The sequence below is a fragment of the Vibrio sp. 10N.222.55.C6 genome (genome assembly GCF_041473395.1).
GTDB classification, from domain to species: Bacteria; Pseudomonadota; Gammaproteobacteria; order Enterobacterales; family Vibrionaceae; genus Vibrio; species Vibrio crassostreae_C.
The window spans coordinates 112,279-133,965 of the sequence record NZ_JBFRSD010000019.1 but is presented as its reverse complement, the minus strand read 5'-3'; the positions used below and the strand labels follow the sequence as shown (position 1 = coordinate 133,965).

Genomic DNA, 21,687 nt, shown 5'->3' with positions numbered 1-21,687 from the left:
GATTAGTCTTCCTTACCGTTAGATTTTGTACTCGACTCATTCGCTTTGTTCTGCGGAGTCGAATTCAATACCGCTGTTGCATCTTCGTCAGGGCCCGCTAGCACGTCTGCTTTCAGCGCATCCAGCTCTTCTTCGGCTTCGTGTCCTGCAATCATGCGGTCAAGCTTGCCTGTGACGACTTGGTAAGCAACTTGAGCAAAACGGAACGTTAGCATTGCCATACCAATCGGCAGCGCCATATAAGGAATAAAACGTGGCAGTTTCTCGTATCGCTCGCCTTCATTCAGCCAGTCAGCAAGAAACTGAAGCATCTCTGGCATTGGAATATCGTCGGTCTCGTACCATGCGCGATCGGTCGCGAATGGGTACCAATAATTCCAAGAACCGATAAGAAGTAAGATTGAAAATGCTAGGCAGCTTGTCACGGCGATGAGCGCATACACTTTGCGTAGCTTTTCTGGGGCAAGGTTGATGATCACATCAACACCAATGTGGAAGTGTTTTTTAACGCCATAAGATGCGCCCACTAACACCATCCAAGCAAACATGAACACGGTCAGTTCCAGTGCCCATAAGATGTTGTCATTGAATGCGTATCGAAATACCACGTTGGCAAAAGTAAGTAGCGTCATTGCGCCAAGGAAAAATGCGATTAGTGACTCTTCAATCACATCCGTAACTCTTCCGACTTTGGAAAAAAGAGAGGTTTCCAGTGCTGATTCGCTAGAATTTGGTTGTTCCATTTGAGGCTTTTCCATAATTGACTCCGCTTATAATTGTTTTAATAAGGAGTGACGAATACTCGCCACTCCCTTAGCGGTGTTATTGGTTTGAAGCTAACGCTGCATCGATAAGGTCTGAACCGATGTCTTTTTCAAACTTCTTCCATACTGGTTGAAGTGCAGCTACCCATGCTTCACGCTGTTCAGGCGTAAGTGTACGAACCTCACCACCCGCTTCGATGATGTTGTTTTTGTTCGCTAGGTTAACTTTTGAAGATTCTGCGTTACGCGTCTCAGACACTTCTTGAACGATAGTGCCAAGCTGTGTGCGTACATCTTCAGGTAGGTCTTTCCAGAAGTCGTTTGACGTTACAACTAGGTAATCCAAGATACCGTGATTAGTTTCGGTCACGCCGTCTTGTACTTCAAAGAACTTCTTACCGTAGATGTTTGACCATGTGTTCTCTTGACCATCGATAACTTTAGTTTGCAAGCCACCGTACACTTCTTTGAAAGACATCTTCTGTGGGTTAGCGCCTAGTTGTTCAAACTGAGCCACCAATACATCCGATGCTTGAACACGGAATTTCAAACCTTTTGCATCTTCAGGGCTGATAAGAGGTTTGTTCGCCGACATCTGTTTCATGCCATTGTGCCAAAACGCAAGACCTTGCAGGCCACGACGCTTCATCGCGTTCTTCAGCTTTTCACCAGATTCTGAGTTTTGGAAACGGTCAACGGCTTCTACGTCTTCAAATAGGAAAGGAAGGTCAAAAATGCGGTATTTCTTAGTGAACTTCTCAAATTTTGACAGCGATGGCGCCGCCATTTGAACATCACCATTTAACAGGGCTTCCAGTACCTTATTATCATCGTAAAGTGTTGAGTTAGGGAAAACTTGCATACAAGCTTTTCCATTCATTTCTGTGTTTACTCGCTCTTCCAGTAAAGAAGCGGCGATGCCTTTCGGGTGCTTATCGGTATTGGTTACATGACTGAATTTAATCACGATTTCACCAGGGTCACAGTTTGCAGCTGCATTAAAACTTGTGAGCGCCAGAGCAGATACAGACAGCAGGGTAAGAGGCTTAAACATTATTATTCTCCTTAGTAAACAAAACAGCCCTTCAATGGGAACTGCGTGCATTCACTAAGGCAATTAGCGCGCCACATTGACACAAATCATTAACAACCCTTTAACCATAAGGCTTCATGATATCTGCCTGCTGCAATCACCAACTCGCTGCAAAAATCAATGGGTGGGAAATGACACATAGAATATTTGTAAATGGGTGGGAGTTGACCAACGCATCACTAATGGATACGGCCGAATGAGGTCTGACCAAGAGCCACATTGCCGATGATACCTTGAAGTAATTTCGACCTATCCTGTAGAGTGCTGCACAACTTAGTCAGATTTACTGATCCACTACTTACCAAGAGTTGCTACCCATGAGTCAGATCTACCATCACCCAGTACAGATTTACTACGAAGATACCGATCACTCAGGTGTGGTTTATCACCCTAACTTTCTTAAATACTTTGAGCGTGCGCGCGAGCATGTGTTGGGCAGCGATAAACTGGCAGAGTTGTGGAATGAGCACGGACTAGGTTTTGCAGTCTATAAAGCCAACATGACTTTTCAAGATGGGGTTGAGTTCGCTGAGATCTGCGACATCCGAACCTCTTTTGAACTCGATGGAAAATACAAAACCTTATGGCGACAAGAGGTTTGGCGTAAAGATGCAACCAAACCTGCCGTGATTGGTGATATCGAGATGGTTTGCCTAGATAAAGACAAACAACTTCAGCCTGTACCCGCAGAAGTATTAAAAGCGATGCTTGGCGAAACGAGTTAGCCAATATTACGAATGGCTGAGAGCGAGCCGTGTTCAAGATTAGAAGCTAAAGGTTCTAGTGTAACGAACGTAAACTCAGCCAAGTAGCTTCGATTTGGGGAAGCACTTAATCTCTAATTGCATAGGAAGCGTTGCACCACCAAGCGTCACGGCAAATCGAAACTGGTTATCCAGCCTTCCTAAACTGCATTGCCAATCTGTTGAAGTATTGTCATTTTCAGCAGCATCCAACCCTACACCGTTATGGACAATGATTCCTCCATGTAACTCTGGTCGTAAACCCGACGAATGAACTGGCAGCGTTTGTTGAGTTAGATTGGAAAAATCGAACGAAAAACTTTTCAATGATGTGGCCAACCCCTTACCTGTCGCTTTGATGTACGACTCTTTCAGTGCCCACAAATCAAAAAAACGTTCTCTTTGAGATACCTCATCCAGCTCGAGTAAATCGTTAATCTCAAATTCCGAAAAGTAATGCTTCATGATCGCCGCGATATTGGTCGAACTTCTTGCGTGTTCAATATCAACACCCAATTGAACTTGCTTCCCTTCTCTCTGGCAAACTGCAATCAACAAATGTTCTTTGCTATGACTAATATTGAAATTTAACCCCGTCTTGAGTTGCTGTTTGGCGACTAAACTTGGCTTTCCTTTCTCGCCATATTCAAAGCGCCACGCTTCAGGCATCAAATCAGAATAGCGAGACAGAACTTTTCTTAGGTAATTTCGAACATACAGAGCCTGAATTTGAGATGAGGGCATTCGATAGCGCTCAACTTTAGCTATCTCATCGGCTGCCAGTCTCTTTTTGAGCTGCGATACATTGTCTGGCTGGTCATTTAAATGACTCAGAGAACATAGCCACAAATCAACAACGGAAGTTTTCATTTAACTCGAACTCACTTCTAGAAATCACTCTTCAAAACACGATTGGAACAACCAAATCGAACAAATTTAACTCATCTATGATTTAAGTGAAACCTAGAGAATACGGGAGGGAAACACCCTTCATATGCGGACTTAAAACTAATTTTTCAAATAATAACAAATTAAAACACAGATCACACTTAGCCTTACGGAACAGGCATCTATTAAATGTTACTTACAAAAATCTGACATAGATCTCACCAAGTCAAAAAATAGAGCATAAACACTAAAAAACTACTCACACCCATTAATTATCAATAAGTTAATTGCATTAAAAATACAAAAAACAAAAGTTCAGTAAAATCATCTGGTCTGAACAGATCATAGTGGCCTCTGGGAGCATTGTATCGGCCACTCACCTCGGGTAGCCTGCTCAACCATTAAACAAATTCACACGTTTTTATTGCGGATACCTGCTTTGCATAAAGCAGTACTTTGGACAGGATTTAAATGGACATTAACCTCACATTCGAATACCCCCTTCACGCATGAAACACGTTCTCAACGTCTGCAAGTCAATGAACTTCGCACCCCCTATTTCAGTCAGGTGGCCAACTTTCGGCAGCCTTACTCTTCAGCTGCGTTTGCCCAAATCTGTTTCAGATTTATTTTCGATTCAATTAAAAGCGCAGCCTCAAAACACGACATCGCCCTCAGTGATTTCAAGTGGAGACTCATAATGAGCCAACCCGAAAAAAATACACCGGAATCAGTCGACGACACTCGACTTAATAAACGTCTTAAAGACATGCCTATTGCTATCGTTGGTATGGCAAGCATGTTTGCGAACTCTCGCTACCTAAACAAATTCTGGGATTTGATCAGCGAAAAGATCGATGCAATTACCGAAGTGCCTGATACACACTGGCGCCCAGAAGATTACTACGATTCAGATCGTACTACGCCAGACAAATCTTACTGTAAGCGCGGTGGCTTCATCCCAGAAGTTGACTTCAACCCTATGGAATTCGGCCTTCCGCCAAATATCCTAGAACTGACTGATACGTCACAGCTGCTATCTCTGATCGTGGCAAAAGAAGTACTTGAAGATGCGAAACTTCCTGAAGGTTACGATCGCGATAAGATCGGTATTACACTCGGTGTAGGCGGTGGTCAGAAGATCGCTCAAAGCTTGAATGCTCGTCTTCAATACCCTGTTTTGAAAAAAGTCTTCAAGAGCAGTGGCATCAACGACGAAGACAGCGAAATGCTGATCAAAAAATTCCAAGACCAATACATCCACTGGGAAGAGAACTCGTTCCCTGGTTCATTGGGTAACGTTATTTCAGGTCGTATTGCTAACCGCTTTGACCTTGGTGGCATTAACTGTGTAGTAGATGCTGCGTGTGCAGGTTCTCTAGCCGCAATGCGCATGGCTCTGAGTGAGCTGGTTGAAGGTCGCAGTGAAATGATGATCACAGGTGGTGTGTGTACTGATAACTCACCAACCATGTACATGAGTTTCTCTAAAACACCTGCATTTACCACTAATGAAACCATTCAACCTTTCGATATCGACTCCAAAGGCATGATGATTGGTGAAGGCATTGGCATGGTTGCTCTTAAGCGTCTTGAAGATGCAGAGCGCGATGGCGACAGAATCTACTCAGTGATTAAAGGTGTCGGTTCTTCTTCGGACGGTAAGTTCAAGAGTATCTACGCGCCTCGCCCTGAAGGACAAGCAAAAGCACTAAAACGCGCTTACGATGATGCTGGTTTCGCACCGCACACGCTTGGCCTTTTAGAAGCGCACGGCACAGGTACCGCAGCAGGTGATGTGGCTGAATTTGGTGGCTTAAACTCGGTATTCAGTGAGAACAACGAAGAGAAGCAACACATTGCGTTAGGCTCTGTGAAATCTCAAATTGGTCACACCAAATCAACCGCCGGTACTGCAGGTTTAATCAAAGCTGCACTGGCACTACACCACAAAGTACTTCCGCCAACGATCAACGTGTCGAGCCCGAATCCTAAACTGGACATCGAGAACTCACCATTCTACCTAAACACACAAACGCGCCCTTGGATGCAACGTGTCGACGGCACACCGCGCCGTGCAGGTATCAGCTCATTCGGTTTTGGTGGCACTAACTTCCACGTTGTATTAGAAGAGTACACGCCAGAGCACGCTCGCGGTGACAAATACCGTCAGCGCCAAGTACCGCAAACTCTGTTATTCAGCGCAGAATCTCGTCAAGCACTGATCAATGAACTTAAACAGGTTTCAACTCAAACTGCAGATGCAGCGTTCAAACTGGAAGCGCTTGCTGAGCAACACGCTCTACGCGAAGTTGACGCTAAGCATGCTCGTCTTGGTTTAGTTGTCACTGACCAAGCAGACCTTCAAGCGCAGCTGACTCAAGCGGTCTCTATGCTTGAGAGCCAAACCAAAACACATTGGCAGATGCCAAACGGCACTAGCTACCGTGAATCGGCACTGATTGCTGGCAACGGCGCAGGTAAAGTGGCAGCGCTATTTGCAGGTCAAGGTTCGCAATATCTCAACATGGGTCGCGAGCTTGCTTGTCATTACCCTGAAATGCGCCAACAGCTTGCTCAAGCGGATCAAGTATTTGGTCAGCACAAGAAAACGGCTCTGTCGCAAATTCTGTTCCCAATTCCAACCTTCACACCAGAAGCAACCAAAGCTCAAGAAGCTGTGCTAACCAACACCGCCAATGCGCAAAGTGCAATTGGTACTGTGTCTATGGGTCAGTTCGACATCATGACTCAAGCAGGCTTCAAAGCAGACATGGTTGCAGGCCACAGCTTTGGTGAGCTAAGCGCATTATGTGCATCGGGTGTTATCTCGCAAGACGATTACTACCAGTTAGCTTTCGCTCGTGGCGATGCAATGGCGGCGACACCAGAACAAGGTGACAGCGGTACGATGTTTGCGGTCATCCTAGACGCAGACAAACTTCCAGCCGTTGAAAGCTGCATCAGCCAATTCGAAGGCGTGAGCATTGCCAACTACAACGCTCCGACTCAACTGGTTATTGCAGGTCCAACTGCGACGGTTCAACAAGCAGCACAAGCGCTAACAGAACAAGGCTTCAAAGCGATTGCTCTGCCAGTGTCTGGCGCTTTCCACACACCGCTTGTTGCTCACGCTCAAAAACCATTTGCTTCTGCAATTGATAAAGCTTCATTCAGCGCTCCAACACTGCCGCTTTACTCAAATGCAACGGGCAAGCTGCACAGCAAAGACGCTAAAGCGATCAAGAAAGCGTTCAAGCAACACATGCTGCAATCGGTTCGTTTTAGCGAGCAAATTGAAGCGATGTACGAAGCCGGTGCGCGTGTATTCGTTGAGTTCGGTCCCAAGAACATTCTTCAAAAGCTGGTTGAAAAAACACTGGCTGATAAGAACGAAGAACTTTATGCAATCAGCATCAACCCAAACCCTAAAGGCGACAGTGACCAACAGCTTCGTTTAGCTGCCGTTCAACTGTGCGTGGCTGGTGTTTCATTAGACAACATTGACCCTTACCAAGCTGACATTGCTGAACCTGCAAAGGCATCACCAATGAACATCAAGCTGAATGCAACCAACTACATCAGCCCTGCTACTCGTAAGAAAATGGATCAATCATTGGCTTCGGGCAACGTCACCGAAAAGACTGAGATTGTTGAAGTGAAAGTTGAAGTCGAGAAAATCGTGGAAAAAGAAGTGATTAAAACAGAAATCGTTGAAGTACCTGTGGCTGCTCCTCAAGCTTCAAATGTACAACAGTCAGTTGCAGCAGCGCCAAGTGCACAAGTAGCTCAGCAACCTCAAGTGGCGCAAGCTGCACCAGCGACTATTCAACCAACAGCTTCAGTAACGGTTGATGAGTCTTCACTGCAATCATTCTTCAATGCTCAACAACAAGCAGCAGAAGTACATCAGCAGTTCCTTGCGATTCCTCAGCAATACGGTGACACGTTCAACACCCTAATGTCTGAGCAAGCGAAAATGGCAACAGCAGGCGTAGCAATTCCTGAGAACCTACAGCGTTCTATGGAGATGTTCCACCAGCACCAAGCTGAAACGCTAAAAGCTCACGCTCATTACCTAGAAATGCAAGCGCACAGCAACAACTCAGCACTTAACATGCTGACGCAAGGTTCAGTCGAAACAGCACAACCAACCTTCATTGCTTCTGTAAATGCTCAGCCAGCGATTCAAGCTCCAGCTACTCCAACAGCTATCATCCAACAGCCTGTAGCTCAAGTACAAGCAGCACCTGTTCAAAATGTGGTAGCTCAGAAAGCTCCAGTACAGAAAGCCGTTCCTGCAGCTCAAGCAGCAGCGCCTGTTGCAGCCCAACCTGTACCAGTTAAAGCACAACCAGCTCCTGTAGCAGCACCAGTAGCAGTACAATCAGCCGATGCTGAAAAAGTAATGCTTGAAGTCGTTGCCGAGAAAACGGGTTACCCAACGGAAATGCTTGATCTAGAAATGGACATGGAAGCAGACCTTGGTATCGACTCAATCAAGCGCGTAGAGATCCTTGGTACCGTTCAAGACGAAATGCCAAACCTACCTGAGCTGAACCCTGAAGATCTAGCTGAGTGTCGTACTCTTGGTGAAATCGTTACTTACATGAACAGCAAGATGCCAGCATCAGCGCCTGTGGCAGCACAGCCAAGCGCAGCCGTTCCTGTTCAAGCCGCTAACGGTCTTGATGCGAAAGTCGTTCAACAAACCATGCTTGAAGTGGTTGCTGAGAAGACAGGTTACCCAACGGAAATGCTTGATCTAGAAATGGATATGGAAGCAGACCTTGGTATCGACTCAATCAAACGTGTTGAGATTCTAGGCACGGTTCAAGATGAACTGCCTACTCTTCCAGAGCTAAACCCTGAAGATTTAGCTGAGTGCCGCACTCTTGGCGAAATTGTTGCTTACATGAATACTAAAAGCATGAACAGTAAACTTCCGACTTCTGCACCAGTTGCAGCAAAAACGGAAGTAGTGGCGCCAGCAGCAGCTAACAATGGACTAGATGCAGCTGTTGTTCAGAAGACGATGTTAGAAGTGGTAGCAGAGAAGACGGGCTACCCGACTGAAATGCTAGATCTAGCAATGGATATGGAAGCCGACCTTGGTATCGATTCAATCAAGCGTGTTGAGATTCTTGGTACGGTTCAAGATGAACTACCGACTCTTCCAGAACTAAACCCTGAAGACTTAGCTGAATGTCGCACTCTAGGCGAAATCGTAGCCTACATGAACAGCAAGCTTCCAGCTTCTGCTCCAGTAGCAGCTCAAGCATCTGCGCCAGCAGTATCAAACGGTTTAAACGCAGAACAAGTTCAAAGCACAATGTTGAGCGTAGTAGCGGATAAAACGGGCTACCCAACAGAAATGCTCGACCTAGCAATGGACATGGAAGCTGACCTTGGCATCGACTCAATCAAACGTGTTGAGATCCTTGGTACGGTTCAAGACCAACTACCAACCTTGCCAGAGCTAAACCCTGAAGACCTAGCTGAGTGTCGTACTCTGGGTGAAATTGTAGACTACATGAACAGCAAGCTAGCTCCGAATTCGGAAGCAGCGACAGTAGCTCCTGCTCCAGAAGCCGCTGTAGAAAGCACGAGCAACGACCTAAACCCTGCTCACGTTCAATCAACTATGATGGAAGTGGTTGCCGACAAAACAGGCTACCCAGCAGAAATGCTCGACCTAGCGATGGACATGGAAGCTGACCTTGGTATCGATTCGATTAAACGCGTTGAGATCTTGGGTACGGTTCAAGACCAGCTACCAACGCTGCCAGAGCTAAACCCTGAAGACTTAGCTGAGTGTCGTACTCTTGGTGAAATCGTTACCTACATGCAAAGCAAGCTATCCGTTGCTGCACCTGTAGCGACTGCTAAAGCTGAATCAGTAACGCCTATCGCAGAAACAGCGACAGCGGAACTTCCTCCACACAATGAGGTAGCGCTAAAAAAGCTACCAGCGGCAGATAAACTCGTCGATTGTTTCTCAAAAGACGCTTGTGTCGTGATCACAGATGATGGTCACAACGCCGGTGTTCTAGCAGAAAAGTTGACCGCTAACGGCATTCAAGTTGCTGTAGTGCGTAGTGCTCTTTCTGCCGCGTCACCTTTAAACAGTGAAATCGCAAGCTACACACTCAACAGCGTCGATGATGCTGGTGTGACTGCAGTTATTAACGACATCGAAGCAGACCTTAAAACGTCGAACAAAGTGATTGCTGGCTTCATTCACCTACAAGCTATCGTTGATGCTAAACAAAGCAACGAGCAAGCGGTTAACTTGAATGCAGACTCAAGAGCTTCACTGACGACAGCGTTCTTATTCGCCAAGCACCTAAATGGCCAACTGAATGCCGTTTCTGGTCGTAGCGTGTTCTTCACACTAAGCCGTATCGATGGTGGCTTTGGTTACCTAGATACTAAGCAATTAGCGAATGCAGAACTTAACCAAGCGGCTCTATCTGGTCTAACTAAGACACTGAGCCATGAATGGTCAAACGTATTCTGCCGTGCATTGGATGCTGACGCTTCTATTGATGCTCGTCACCTAGCTGAAGCTATCACAGGTGAACTGTTCGATATCGATACCAACACGGTTGAAATCGGCCTTAGCCATACGGAAAACGGTGAATCTGGTCGTGCAACACTGATTGCGACAACACCAGGCGCTGCACAAACTAAAAACACAGGCGCTCAACTCACCAAGAGCGACAAAGTTCTCGTAACTGGTGGCGCTAAAGGCGTGACGTTTGAATGTGCACTGACGCTTGCTAAGCAATGTAAATCTCATTTCGTTCTTGCAGGTCGTAGTAAGCATATTACTTCAGTTGAGCTACCTCAGTGGGCACAAGGTATGCAAGAGAAAGAGCTAAAACCAGCGGCTATCGCTCACCTACAAGCAACAGGTGACAAACCAACGCCGAAGAAAGTAGATGCCTTGCTAAAACCTGTATTGAGCAGCCTTGAAATCAACGCAGCACTTGCCGCTTTCAATGAGATCGGCGCGAGCGCTGAATACCTAAGCCTAGATGTATCGAACCATAAGTCAGTAGCAAAAACACTGGCAAACTTCGAAGGCATCACAGGTCTTATCCACGGTGCAGGTGTACTGGCTGACAAGCATATTCAAGACAAAACGCTTGATGAACTGAACATGGTTTACGGCACCAAAGTGGGCGGACTAGAAGCGGTTCTTGGTGGTCTTGATAGCAGCAAGCTAAAACTGATTGCTTTGTTCTCTTCGGCGGCGGGTTTCTACGGAAACACAGGCCAAAGCGATTACTCAATGTCCAACGAGATCCTGAACAAAGCGGCTCTACAGCTGTCTGCTCGTAACCCTCAAGCGAAAGTGATGAGCTTCAACTGGGGACCGTGGGACGGTGGCATGGTCAACGCAGCACTGAAACGTATGTTTACAGAGCGCGGTGTGTACGTAATTCCTCTTCAGGCGGGTGCAGAGCTATTTAGTTCTCAACTACTGAACGAAACTGGCATTCAACTGCTGGTTGGTACGAGCATGCAAGGTTCTGACAACAAGGAAGCTGCTGTAAAAAAGCTTAATGCGGAGTCTGTGCACCTTGCAGAGAGTCCGCTGAATACAAGCATTACTGTGACACGTCATCTTGATCCAAAGGCATTGCCTTTCATTCAAGATCACTGCATTGCCGGTAACCCAGTGTTACCGACAGTGTGTGCCATCCAATGGATGCGTGAAGTCGCAGAGCAACTGTTAGGGGTGAACGTTAGCGTTCACAACTACAAACTGCTGAAAGGTGTGATTTTTGATACTGATGAAGTGAAAGAGCTGAAACTGGTTCTTTCCTCTGATGCTAAATCAAAAGATCAGCTAAAAGCAGTAATCAGCTGCCAAGGACGACCACAGTATCAAGCTCAGTTGCAAGTTGCCTCTGTGCAAATGTCTGAAGATGTTCAACAAGCGTCGACAAAACGCTTTGAAGCCAGCACTTCAGCACCTGTAACAACGGCACAAGCTCTATACAGTGACGGCACTCTGTTTCATGGACCAAGATTGCAAGGTATTACCTCAGTTGAGCGCTTTGACGACTTAGGCTTATTGGCTCAGTGCCAGTTGCCTCAGATTGAAAACAGCGACTGCGGATCATTTATTCCTAAGCAAGGCTTTGGCGATAGCCAACCATTTGCTGAAGATTATCTGTTGCAAGCCATGTTGGTATGGGCTCGATTGAAATACGGCGCGGCAAGCCTACCGTCTGCAATCGGTGAGTTTGTGTGTTACGCACCGATGCACAATGGTGACCAAGGTTGGCTAGAACTGAGCGTGATAAAAAGCACGACTCGTTCACTGCAAGCTGATATCTCGCTTTACCACCAAGATGGTCGTTTAAGCGCAGTAATGAAAGGTGCCAAAGTCACCATCAGCAAGAGCTTAAATGACGCATTTTTGCCAAAATCTAGCTCAGCAGTGCCGAAGAAAGAAGCGACTAAGAACCCAGAAAAGGAGCAATTGTCATAGTGACTGTTCCTACTAATAAAGCGATGCCATTGCGCATCGCTCTTTTAGCTCAGCCAGCAAACGCGGCTGAGCTTTCTGCCGACTTATTTCCCTCGTTCCCAGAGATGATAACTGTTGTGGTTGATGGCAATTTTAATCAAGCACTTGCTCACGCCATCGAGACAGTCAATCAAGATAATGTCGTTAAGCTCTGTTTGGATCATCACTCACCATCATTGTTGATGTTAAGTGCGCTGAATGCTGCTCAGAATAAGATTCACCCACACGCGAATTTGGCGAGCTTTGTAGATACAGCTACCGGAAATAGCATTCAGCTAGCTCTGGATATTGCACGCCGCCCCGCTTCAGATTTAAGTCATCAACAGCAACACTCTGACTTATCGGCTTCGCAGCAGTTTGATGAATTGTTGAATATAGTTAATGCGATATCGAGCCGTTCATTACCGAGCCATTACTGGTTCACTGAGCCAAACAAAGCACGTGTTGCTGCGTTAACTTTCAGTAACGATAGCCCAAAAGCCACCAGCCTGATATTGACTCAAGCGACCGGTTTGCACGAGCCAAAGCCATTGCTATCCAGCGAGAGTTTGATGTTTGTGGTTTCTGGCTGCGAGCAAACTGAATTGGTTTCTCAGTTGGCCTCACTAAGAGCTGAGCTTAAATGCGTTAGTGATTCGGCAGACAGAGAACTTGCTATCGCCAGCTTGATGTATTCAAACCTAAGTCATTTCCAAAGCGCTCAACACAATGCTGACTGTGGTGCGAATATCGTGATTCAGGCGGCTTCAATCGATGCTGCACTGCAAGAGATCACAGCGCTAGAAAATGCGTTGCCAAAAATAATGGCTGACAATAGCCAATACAAGACTCCAGCAGGCAGTTGTTTCTCACCAAAGCCTCAAAGCAAAGGTGGCGTTGCATTTGTTTACCCTGGTGTTGGCACGGTTTATCCCGGTATGTTGCGCGATTTTCACCACCATTTCCCACAGTTATTTGCTCGTTTAGAACGTGAGGGTAACTTGAAAGAGATGCTGCAGGCAGAGAAAACCTACGCTGAAGATTCGCAAGAAATGTCGCTTAGTGAATTGGCAATTGCCGGTGTAGGCAGTAGTTACCTGTTAACACAACTGCTATGTGATGAATTCAAAGTGCAGCCAGATTTCGCTTTGGGTTACTCCAAGGGTGAGGCTTCCATGTGGGCCAGCTTAAATGTTTGGAAAAACCCACATGCGTTGATTGAGATGACTCAAACTAGCCCTATTTTCACCACGGCAATTTCTGGCGAACTCACTGCAGTGCGTCAAGATTGGCAGCTGAACGGCGACGAAAGCATCCAATGGAACAGCTTTGTGGTTCGCAGTGATGCGCAAGCGATTGAGGCTCTGTTACCAGAGTTTCCACGCGCTTATCTCGCTATCATCCAAGGTGACACTTGCGTACTGGCAGGTTGTGAAAGCACATGTCGTGCATTGCTCAAAAAACTGGGTAAACGTGGCATTGCCGCGAATCGTGTTACCGCAATGCACACCACACCAGCATTGAGCCAACATAGCCAAGTGCGTAAGTTTTACACGCAACCACTGTTCGACGAATTGCCAAAGCATATCCGCTTTATCAGCGCAGCAGGTCTAACGACGGGCGCACCAATCAATATCGACAGCGACAGCATCGCCCTTTCAATTGCCGATACTTTCTGTTCGACGCTGGATTTCACCGCGTTGATCCAGAGTGTGCGTCAGCAAGGTGCTCGTCTGTTTGTCGAAGTAGGTGCCGATCGTCAAACCAGCACATTGATCGACAAGATCAATCGTAGCGACAACGTAGCCGACCAGTACTGCACAATCGCTTCCAATGCCAAGGGTGGTGACGATATTGTCACGCTCATCAAGTGTATTGGCCAGCTCATTACTCATCAAATTCCACTGTCTGTCGAGCCACTTATTCAAGGGCTAGAACAACAGATCACCGCCGCTAAGCAATTACGTGGTGTGCCTCAAGGCAGCGCAGTGAATCATCAAGGAGAGCTAGTATGAGTTCTCAATCGAACCAGTATCAGGCTCAAACTAAGAATAAGCAGCAAGTGAAGTGCAATAAGATCGCGATTGTTGGTATTGCTAACCAGTATCCAGAAGCGGATACGCCAAAAGACTTTTGGCAAAACTTGCTAGATAAAAAAGATTCTCGCACCACATTAAGCGCTGAAAAGTTAGGTGCTAAACCTGAAAGCTATCAGGGCGTGCAAGGCGAATCAGACCGCTTTTACTGTGATAAAGGCGGCTACATCGAAAACTTCAATTTCGACAGCAATGGCTACCGCTTAACAGCTGAGTCATTCAACGGTGTTGACCAAAGTTTCCTATGGGCTTTGGACACCAGTCGTAAGGCTTTAGTCGACGCTGGCATTGATCTGAATGCCGATGTTTTAGAGCGCACAGGCGTGATCATGGGTGCCCTTTCGTTCCCAACCACACGCTCAAACGACTTGTTTCTGCCGATATATCACTCGGTGGTCGAGAAAGCACTACAAGCTAAATTGGCTAATGACCAGTTTTCACTGCTACCAACTAATGAAACCGCTCAAGACCTCAACCCGATCAACGGCGCTGCTGCACATAACGCCTCTAAGTTAGTGGCTGATGCATTGGGTCTAGGCAACGTGCAGCTTAGCCTAGACGCGGCATGTGCAAGCTCAGTGTATTCATTGAAGTTAGCGTGTGATTACTTGAACACGGGCAAAGCCGACATGATGTTGGCAGGTGCGGTATCCGGTGCTGACCCATTCTTTATCAACATGGGTTTCTCCATCTTCCACGCTTACCCTGACCACGGTGTGTCGGTTCCGTTTGATAGCAACAGTAAAGGTCTGTTTGCTGGCGAAGGTGCGGGGGTTTTAGTCCTAAAACGCTTAGCTGATGCAGAGCGTGATGGCGACAATATTTACGCAGTCGTCAGCGGTATTGGTTTGTCGAACGATGGCCGAGGCCAGTTTGTATTAAGCCCAAATAGCAAGGGACAAGTCCAAGCCTTTGAACGCGCTTACGAGGCTTCAAACCTAACACCAGACAGCATCGAAGTAATTGAGTGTCACGCAACCGGCACACCGTTAGGTGACAAGGTTGAGCTAACCTCAATGGAACGTTTCTTTGCTGACAAACTGAATGGTTCTAACCCGCCATTGATTGGCTCTGCGAAGTCCAACCTCGGTCACTTACTGACTGCGGCGGGTATGCCGGGGATCATGAAGATGATTTTTGCGATGAAAGAAGGTGTTCTTCCGCCAAGTATTAATTTGGACAAGCCGCTATCGTCGCCAGAAGGTTTATTTGGCTCACAGACGCTACCAACGCAAGTTCAACCTTGGCCAAGTAAAGCGGGCAACTCAGAGCGCTGTTCGGGTGTTTCTGTATTTGGTTTCGGTGGTTGTAACGCACACTTACTGCTTGAAGCGTACTCAGATAAGAGTCATGTAAACCAGACTCTAGAGTCTGCGTCTCCAAGACTACAGCCGTCTAATTTAAGCATTACTGGCCTAGCGTCTCACTTCGGTTCTCTGCAAAGCATCAACGCGCTGAGCACTGCGATTGAAACCAACAACGATGCTTTCATTGCTTTGCCTAAGAAGCGCTGGAAAGGTTTAGACCAACATCCAGAACTGCTGAATCAGTTTGGTTTACACGGCATTCCAAACGGGGCTTACATCGATCAATTCGACCTCGATTTCCTACGCTTCAAAGTACCGCCGAATGAAGATGACCGTTTGATCTCTCAGCAGTTGCTACTGATGAAAGTTGCAGACGAAGCGATCAAAGATGCCAAGCTTGTGGCAGGCCAAAAGGTTGCAGTACTGGTAGCGATGGAAACTGAGCTTGAGATGCACCAATTCCGTGGACGCGTAAACCTGCATAGCCAATTGGCTGACAGCTTTGCCAACATGGGTATTGAGCTAACACAAGACGAATACCAATCGCTAGAAACCATCGCGATGGACAGTGTGATGGACGCAGCCAAACTGAACCAATACACCAGTTTCATCGGCAATATCATGGCTTCGCGCATCTCTTCATTATGGGACTTTAATGGCCCTGCCTTTACGATTTCAGCCGCTGAACAGTCAGTTGCTCGTTGTGTCGATGTCGCGCAAAACCTGATGTCGCAAGAATCCATGGATGCAGTCGTGATTGCAGCCGTCGACCTAAGCGGCAGTGCGGAACATGTGATTCTGAAGAACAGCGTGAGCCCAGTGTCGCTTGATCCAAAATTCGGACAACCGCAAGACGGCAGTTGGAATGTGGGCGAAGGCGCAGGTGCAATTGTTCTTGTGGAAGAAGGTCGAGTAGCGAGCAACCAAGACACAGCTTACGGCAGCATTAACGCCTTGGCCTTTGGCTCAAGCGAGCGTAACAACGCCGTTGTTGATGAGTTACTGACTCAAGTCGGTATGAGCTCAAACGATGTTTCTCTGCTTGAGCTTAACCATGCACCTGAGTCTTTGTCACACGAGCTTGTATCTCTCAACTTAGAAGTTACCAAGACCACTCAAGCGAGCCAACGTGTTGGTCACTGCTCTGCAGCTTCTGGCATGGCAAGCCTGCTACACGGTCTCCTCAACCTGAACCTTGAGTCTCTGAATCCAAATATCAGCTCTAAGAGCGCGATTGTTGCCAACATCAGCGAAGGACAATGTTCACAGCTGCTAATAAGCCAGTCGAGTGTTGAATCTCAATCACTATCGGTTCGTTTAAGCAGTGAACTGGCGAGTGATGCTAAACGTCAATTGGTTAAGCAAGTGACTCTCGGTGGTCGCGATATCTATCAACATATTGCCCAAACCCCAGTGACTAACTTAGCAACGATTCAACAGAAAGCTTCTGGCAAACAAGCAGCAAAAGTGGCGTCGATTCCAACGACAGCAAACATCAAAGCAGCCCTTGCGCAAAAAGAGTTAGAGAAGAAGGCATTAGCGCAGAACGCGGTAGAGCCAGTCATCGAAACTCCTACATCAGTATCCCCTACTCTGGCGCCAACTCGTCACAGTCAGCTAACAGGTAACCACAGCAATATGACTCATGTCCTATCCGCTAAAAATGGCGTATCAAATATCGACGCTAATACGGATGCAGCATCACAGCCGTCTGTAACACCACACAACCAAGCTTTTGCTCAAAATCAGCAAGCAGCTCAACAGGTACACAAAGCATTCCTGCACACTCGAGCCCAAGGCATGCAGATGGCTGATGCGCTATTAAAAGCACAGTTAAACGCAATTACGTCTGGTTTAGATAGCTCAGCCGAAACATCAACTCAGCCTGTGCAAGCTCAACCAGCTCAGGTTCAGTCAGCGCCAGTAAACGCACTTGCGACACCAGCACCAGTAAAACCTATCCGTAAACCATGTATCTGGGATTACGATGATCTGGTTGAATACGCTGAAGGCGACATCGCCAATGTATTTGGCCCTGACTACGCGATCATCGATAGCTACTCGCGCCGCGTTCGCCTACCAACCACAGACTACCTATTGGTATCTCGTGTAACCAAGCTCAACGCGACAGTGAACGAATACAAGCCAAGCACCATGACCACAGAGTACGACATCCCAGTTGATGCGCCGTATCTTGTTGATGGTCAAATCCCTTGGGCTGTAGCGGTAGAATCTGGTCAGTGTGACCTAATGCTGATCAGCTACTTAGGCATTGATTTCGAAAACAAAGGCGAGCGTGTTTATCGCCTGCTTGATTGTACACTGACCTTCCTTGGCGACTTGCCTCGTGGTGGCGATACGCTGCGTTACGACATCTCAATCAACAGCTTTGCTCGCAATGGCGACACGCTACTGTTCTTCTTCTCGTACGAATGTTTCGTTGGCGACAAGATGATCCTGAAAATGGATAACGGCTGTGCGGGCTTCTTCACTGATGAAGAGCTAGCCGATGGCAAGGGCGTGATTCACACTGAAGATGAAATCAAGGCTCGTAAACTTGCCACTAAGCAACGTTTCGACCCTATGTTGCACTGCCCTAAAACCCAGTTTAACCACCAAGAACTGCGCCACCTACTGACTGCAAACATTGCAGAGTGTTTTGGCCCGACTCACCAATCTGATCGCCACCAGCCTTCTTTGTGCTTCAGCGCAGAGAAGTTCATGATGATCGAAAAGGTTAGCCGTGTTGAACCGCAAGGTGGCACATGGGGACTTGGTCTGATTGAAGGTCACAAACAGCTAGAGCCTGAGCACTGGTACTTCCCTTGTCACTTCAAAGATGACTCAGTAATGGCTGGCTCTTTGATGGCAGAAGGTTGTGGTCAACTGCTGCAATTCTTCATGATGCACCTTGGCATGCACACGCTTGTTCAAAATGGTCGTTTCCAACCGCTTGAAAATGCCCCTCAACAAGTACGCTGTCGTGGTCAAGTTCTACCACAATCGGCAGAACTGACTTACCGCATGGAAGTGACCGAGATTGGTCTAAGCCCTCGCCCATACGCGAAAGCTAACATCGATATTTTACTGAATGGCAAAGTGATTGTTGATTTCCAAAACTTGGGTGTGATGATCAAAGAAGATGACGAATGTACTCGTTACCTGCCTTCTTTAGAAACAGCTGTCGCGACCCCTGTTATCGAAAACTTGGGCCATACACCCGCCATTAATCAGCAGGCTTCAGCAAATGCGCCGTTGATGGCGCAAATTGAAGACCTAGAAACAGCGCCAAATAAAGGCGTGATTCCTCTTCAACATGTTGAAGCTCCGGTAACGCCTGATTACCCGAACCGCACACCCGATACGGTTCCATTCACGCCATACCACATGTTCGAATTCGCGACTGGCGACATCGAAAAATGTTTCGGCCCTGATTTCTCTATCTACCGTGGGATGATTCCACCACGTACTCCGTGTGGCGACTTGCAGTTAACCACTCGTGTCGTTGAGATCGACGGCAAGCGTGGCGACTTCAAGAAACCTTCATCGTGTATCGCTGAATACGAAGTGCCAGAAAATGCATGGTACTTTGATGAAAACAGCCACCATACCTTGATGCCTTACTCGGTGTTGATGGAGATTTCACTGCAGCCAAACGGCTTCATCTCTGGCTACATGGGCACCACACTAGGCTTCCCAGGTGAAGAACTGTTTTTCCGTAACCTAGACGGCAGCGGCAAAATGCTGCGTAACGTCGACTTGCGTGGCAAAACGATCACCAACGATTCTCGCCTGCTTTCAACCGTAATGATGGGTACAAACATCGTACAGAGCTTTAGCTTCGAACTGAGCACTGACGGCGTGCCATTCTACGAAGGTACAGCGGTATTTGGTTACTTCAAAGGCGCAGCACTGAAAGACCAACTGGGTTTGGACAACGGTAAGGTGACTCATCCTTGGCACGTTGATAACAACCGCACGCCGGATGTAAACATCAACCTGCTAGACAAAACGACGCGTTACTTCAATGCACCTGTCTCGTCTACTGGTGAAGTACAAGAGCACTACAAATTGGCCGGCGGTCGTTTGAACTTTATCGATACCGTGCAGATCACTAGCGATGGTGGTAAAGACGGTCTTGGTTACCTATACGCTGAGCGTACGATTGACCCAAGTGATTGGTTCTTCCAATTCCACTTCCATCAAGATCCTGTAATGCCAGGTTCTCTAGGTGTCGAAGCGATCATCGAGCTGATGCAAACCTATGCGCTAAACAAAGATCTTGGCGCTGACTTCCGCAATCCAAAGTTCGGTCAAATCCAATCTGAAGTGAAATGGAAATACCGTGGTCAGATTAACCCTCTGAACAAACAGATGTCTCTCGATGTACATATCACAGCGGTTAAAGACGAAGACGGCAAACGCATCATCGTTGGTGACGCAAACCTGAGCAAAGATGGTCTGCGTATTTACGAAGTGAAAGACATCGCAATTTGTATCGAAGAAGCCCCTGCTACCGATAAAGCTTCTGGTATCAATAAAGCTTAAGCCGCCATTAGAGACAGAGAATTAGGAAAGAATTTAGTATGACAACTCAAACTACTATCAATAACGAAAAGCTATCTCCGTGGCCTTGGCAGATCGAAGAGAGCACAACTCGCTTTGATAACGCAGCAATGTCGACAATATTGAAAGACTTAAGCCTTGCTTGTTACGTCGTGAACCACCCAGAAAAAGGTTTAGGCGTAAGCCAAAAATCTGAGATTGCATCGGGCGATTCAGCAAGCTCAGCGAACAGCCAACCTGTTAGCGCCTTTGCTCCAGCTCTTGGTACACAAAGCCTAGGCGACGAAGAGTTTCGTCGCTGTCATGGCGTAAAATACGCGTACTACGCAGGCGCAATGGCCAACGGCATCTCATCTGAAGAGCTTGTAATTGCGCTTGGTCAGGCAGGCATTCTTTGTTCATTTGGCGCGGCAGGCTTAATCCCGTCTCGCGTTGAGCAAGCGATCAACCGTATTCAAGCAGCGCTACCAAACGGCCCTTACGCGTTTAACCTGATTCACAGCCCAAGTGAACCTGCACTAGAGCGCGGCAGTGTAGAGCTGTTTTTGAAGCACAAAGTGAAAACGGTTGAGGCTTCAGCCTTCTTAGGTTTAACACCGCAAATTGTTCACTATCGTGCTGCTGGTCTAAGCCGTGATGCAAAAGGCGAAATCCAGATTGGCAACAAAGTCATCGCAAAAGTGAGCCGTACTGAAGTCGCAAGCAAGTTCATGCAGCCTGCTCCTGTGAAAATGCTGCAAGCTTTGGTTGATGAAGGTCGAATCACAGCAGAACAGATGGAGCTAGCACAGTTGGTTCCAATGGCGGATGACATTACTGCAGAAGCGGATTCTGGTGGTCACACCGATAACCGCCCTCTAGTTACCCTGTTACCAACGATTCTTGCGTTGAAAGAACAGATCCAAGCTCAGTACCAATTCAAAACACCGCTGCGTGTTGGTTGTGGTGGTGGCGTCGGCACGCCTGACGCAGCTCTAGCAACGTTTAACATGGGCGCGGCATACATTGTTACTGGTTCTATTAACCAAGCCTGTGTTGAAGCTGGCGCGAGCGAACACACACGTAAGCTGCTTTCGACAACTGAAATGGCTGACGTGACTATGGCTCCGGCAGCAGACATGTTCGAAATGGGCGTGAAGCTGCAAGTGGTTAAGCGCGGTACCTTGTTCCCAATGCGTGCAAACAAGCTTTACGAGCTTTATACACGTTACGATTCTATTGAAGCGATTCCAGTAGAAGAGCGTCTGAAGCTAGAGAAGCAAGTATTCCGTTCAACACTGGATGACATTTGGGCGGGGACTGCGGCGCACTTTAACGAGCGCGATCCTAAACAGATCGAACGTGCTGAAGGCAACCCAAAGCGTAAAATGGCGTTGATCTTCCGTTGGTACTTAGGGCTTTCTAGCCGCTGGTCAAACACAGGTGAACAAGGTCGTGAAATGGATTACCAAGTATGGGCTGGCCCTGCACTTGGCGCATTCAACGCATGGGCAAAAGACAGCTACCTAGATGATTACCAACAGCGTAATGCGGTCGACCTTGCTAAGCACCTGATGCACGGTGCTGCGTACTTGGCTCGTGTTAACCTGCTTACCTCACAAGGTATCAAGCTTGATCCAGAACTAGCACGATGGAAGCCAACTCAAAGAATGGCGTAAATGACCTAAATGGACTGGTTGACGAGTAACTAATTACTCAGCGACAGG

Annotated in this window: 8 protein-coding genes; 5 read left to right on the top strand and 3 right to left on the bottom strand. The window is 47.3% G+C overall.

The window, feature by feature from the left end; translation table 11 throughout:
- Positions 1 to 2: 2 nt before the first annotated feature.
- Together AB4486_RS13725 and AB4486_RS13720 are read right to left on the bottom strand one after the other, a co-directional pair.
- On the bottom strand, positions 3 to 758 hold the full coding sequence (locus tag AB4486_RS13725) for a TRAP transporter small permease (protein ID WP_029235189.1): 756 nt from the start codon (positions 756 to 758) through the stop codon (positions 3 to 5).
- A gap of 64 nt (positions 759 to 822) precedes the next feature.
- Complete coding sequence (locus tag AB4486_RS13720) at positions 823 to 1,818, bottom strand: TRAP transporter substrate-binding protein (protein ID WP_016788636.1); 996 nt, start codon at positions 1,816 to 1,818, stop codon at positions 823 to 825.
- Between the two features lie 356 nt (positions 1,819 to 2,174).
- Between AB4486_RS13720 and AB4486_RS13715 the strand changes: the two genes are divergently transcribed.
- Positions 2,175 to 2,582, top strand: coding sequence for a thioesterase family protein (locus tag AB4486_RS13715; protein WP_004736070.1), 408 nt, complete (start codon positions 2,175 to 2,177; stop codon positions 2,580 to 2,582).
- 75 nt (positions 2,583 to 2,657) lie between these two features.
- On the opposite strand, the gene AB4486_RS13710 is transcribed toward AB4486_RS13715, so the two are convergent.
- Complete coding sequence (locus tag AB4486_RS13710) at positions 2,658 to 3,470, bottom strand: 4'-phosphopantetheinyl transferase superfamily protein (protein ID WP_372117382.1); 813 nt, start codon at positions 3,468 to 3,470, stop codon at positions 2,658 to 2,660.
- 718 nt (positions 3,471 to 4,188) lie between these two features.
- Between AB4486_RS13710 and AB4486_RS13705 the strand changes: the two genes are divergently transcribed.
- The 4 genes from AB4486_RS13705 to pfaD are packed head-to-tail and all read left to right on the top strand — an operon-like array spanning position 4,189 to position 21,639.
- Positions 4,189 to 11,994, top strand: coding sequence for a phosphopantetheine-binding protein (locus AB4486_RS13705; protein ID WP_372117380.1), 7,806 nt, complete (start codon positions 4,189 to 4,191; stop codon positions 11,992 to 11,994).
- Positions 11,994 to 14,027 (top strand): PfaB family protein, encoded by a 2,034-nt coding sequence (locus tag AB4486_RS13700; RefSeq protein WP_372117378.1) that lies wholly within the window; start codon positions 11,994 to 11,996, stop codon positions 14,025 to 14,027. The genes AB4486_RS13705 and AB4486_RS13700 overlap by 1 nt, the downstream gene beginning before the upstream one ends.
- Positions 14,024 to 19,963: a beta-ketoacyl synthase N-terminal-like domain-containing protein gene (locus tag AB4486_RS13695; protein WP_372117377.1), complete on the top strand. Its 5,940-nt coding sequence runs from the start codon at positions 14,024 to 14,026 to the stop codon at positions 19,961 to 19,963. Before AB4486_RS13700 ends, AB4486_RS13695 begins: the two co-directional genes overlap by 4 nt.
- A 38-nt stretch (positions 19,964 to 20,001) precedes the next feature.
- Positions 20,002 to 21,639, top strand: a complete 1,638-nt coding sequence (gene pfaD / locus AB4486_RS13690; RefSeq protein WP_372117375.1) for an eicosapentaenoate synthase subunit PfaD — start codon at positions 20,002 to 20,004, stop codon at positions 21,637 to 21,639.
- Positions 21,640 to 21,687: the final 48 nt, after the last annotated feature.

What these genes read in the sequence shown, in the direction of transcription:
- AB4486_RS13725 (WP_029235189.1), bottom strand. Translation starts at nt 758, where the DNA reads ATGGAAAAGCCTCAAATGGAACAACCAAATTCTAGCGAATCAGCACTG.
- AB4486_RS13715 (WP_004736070.1), top strand. Translation starts at nt 2,175, where the DNA reads ATGAGTCAGATCTACCATCACCCAGTACAGATTTACTACGAAGATACC.
- AB4486_RS13705 (WP_372117380.1), top strand. Translation starts at nt 4,189, where the DNA reads ATGAGCCAACCCGAAAAAAATACACCGGAATCAGTCGACGACACTCGA.
- AB4486_RS13695 (WP_372117377.1), top strand. Translation starts at nt 14,024, where the DNA reads ATGAGTTCTCAATCGAACCAGTATCAGGCTCAAACTAAGAATAAGCAG.
- AB4486_RS13710 (WP_372117382.1), bottom strand. Translation starts at nt 3,470, where the DNA reads ATGAAAACTTCCGTTGTTGATTTGTGGCTATGTTCTCTGAGTCATTTA.
- AB4486_RS13720 (WP_016788636.1), bottom strand. Translation starts at nt 1,818, where the DNA reads ATGTTTAAGCCTCTTACCCTGCTGTCTGTATCTGCTCTGGCGCTCACA.
- pfaD (WP_372117375.1), top strand. Translation starts at nt 20,002, where the DNA reads ATGACAACTCAAACTACTATCAATAACGAAAAGCTATCTCCGTGGCCT.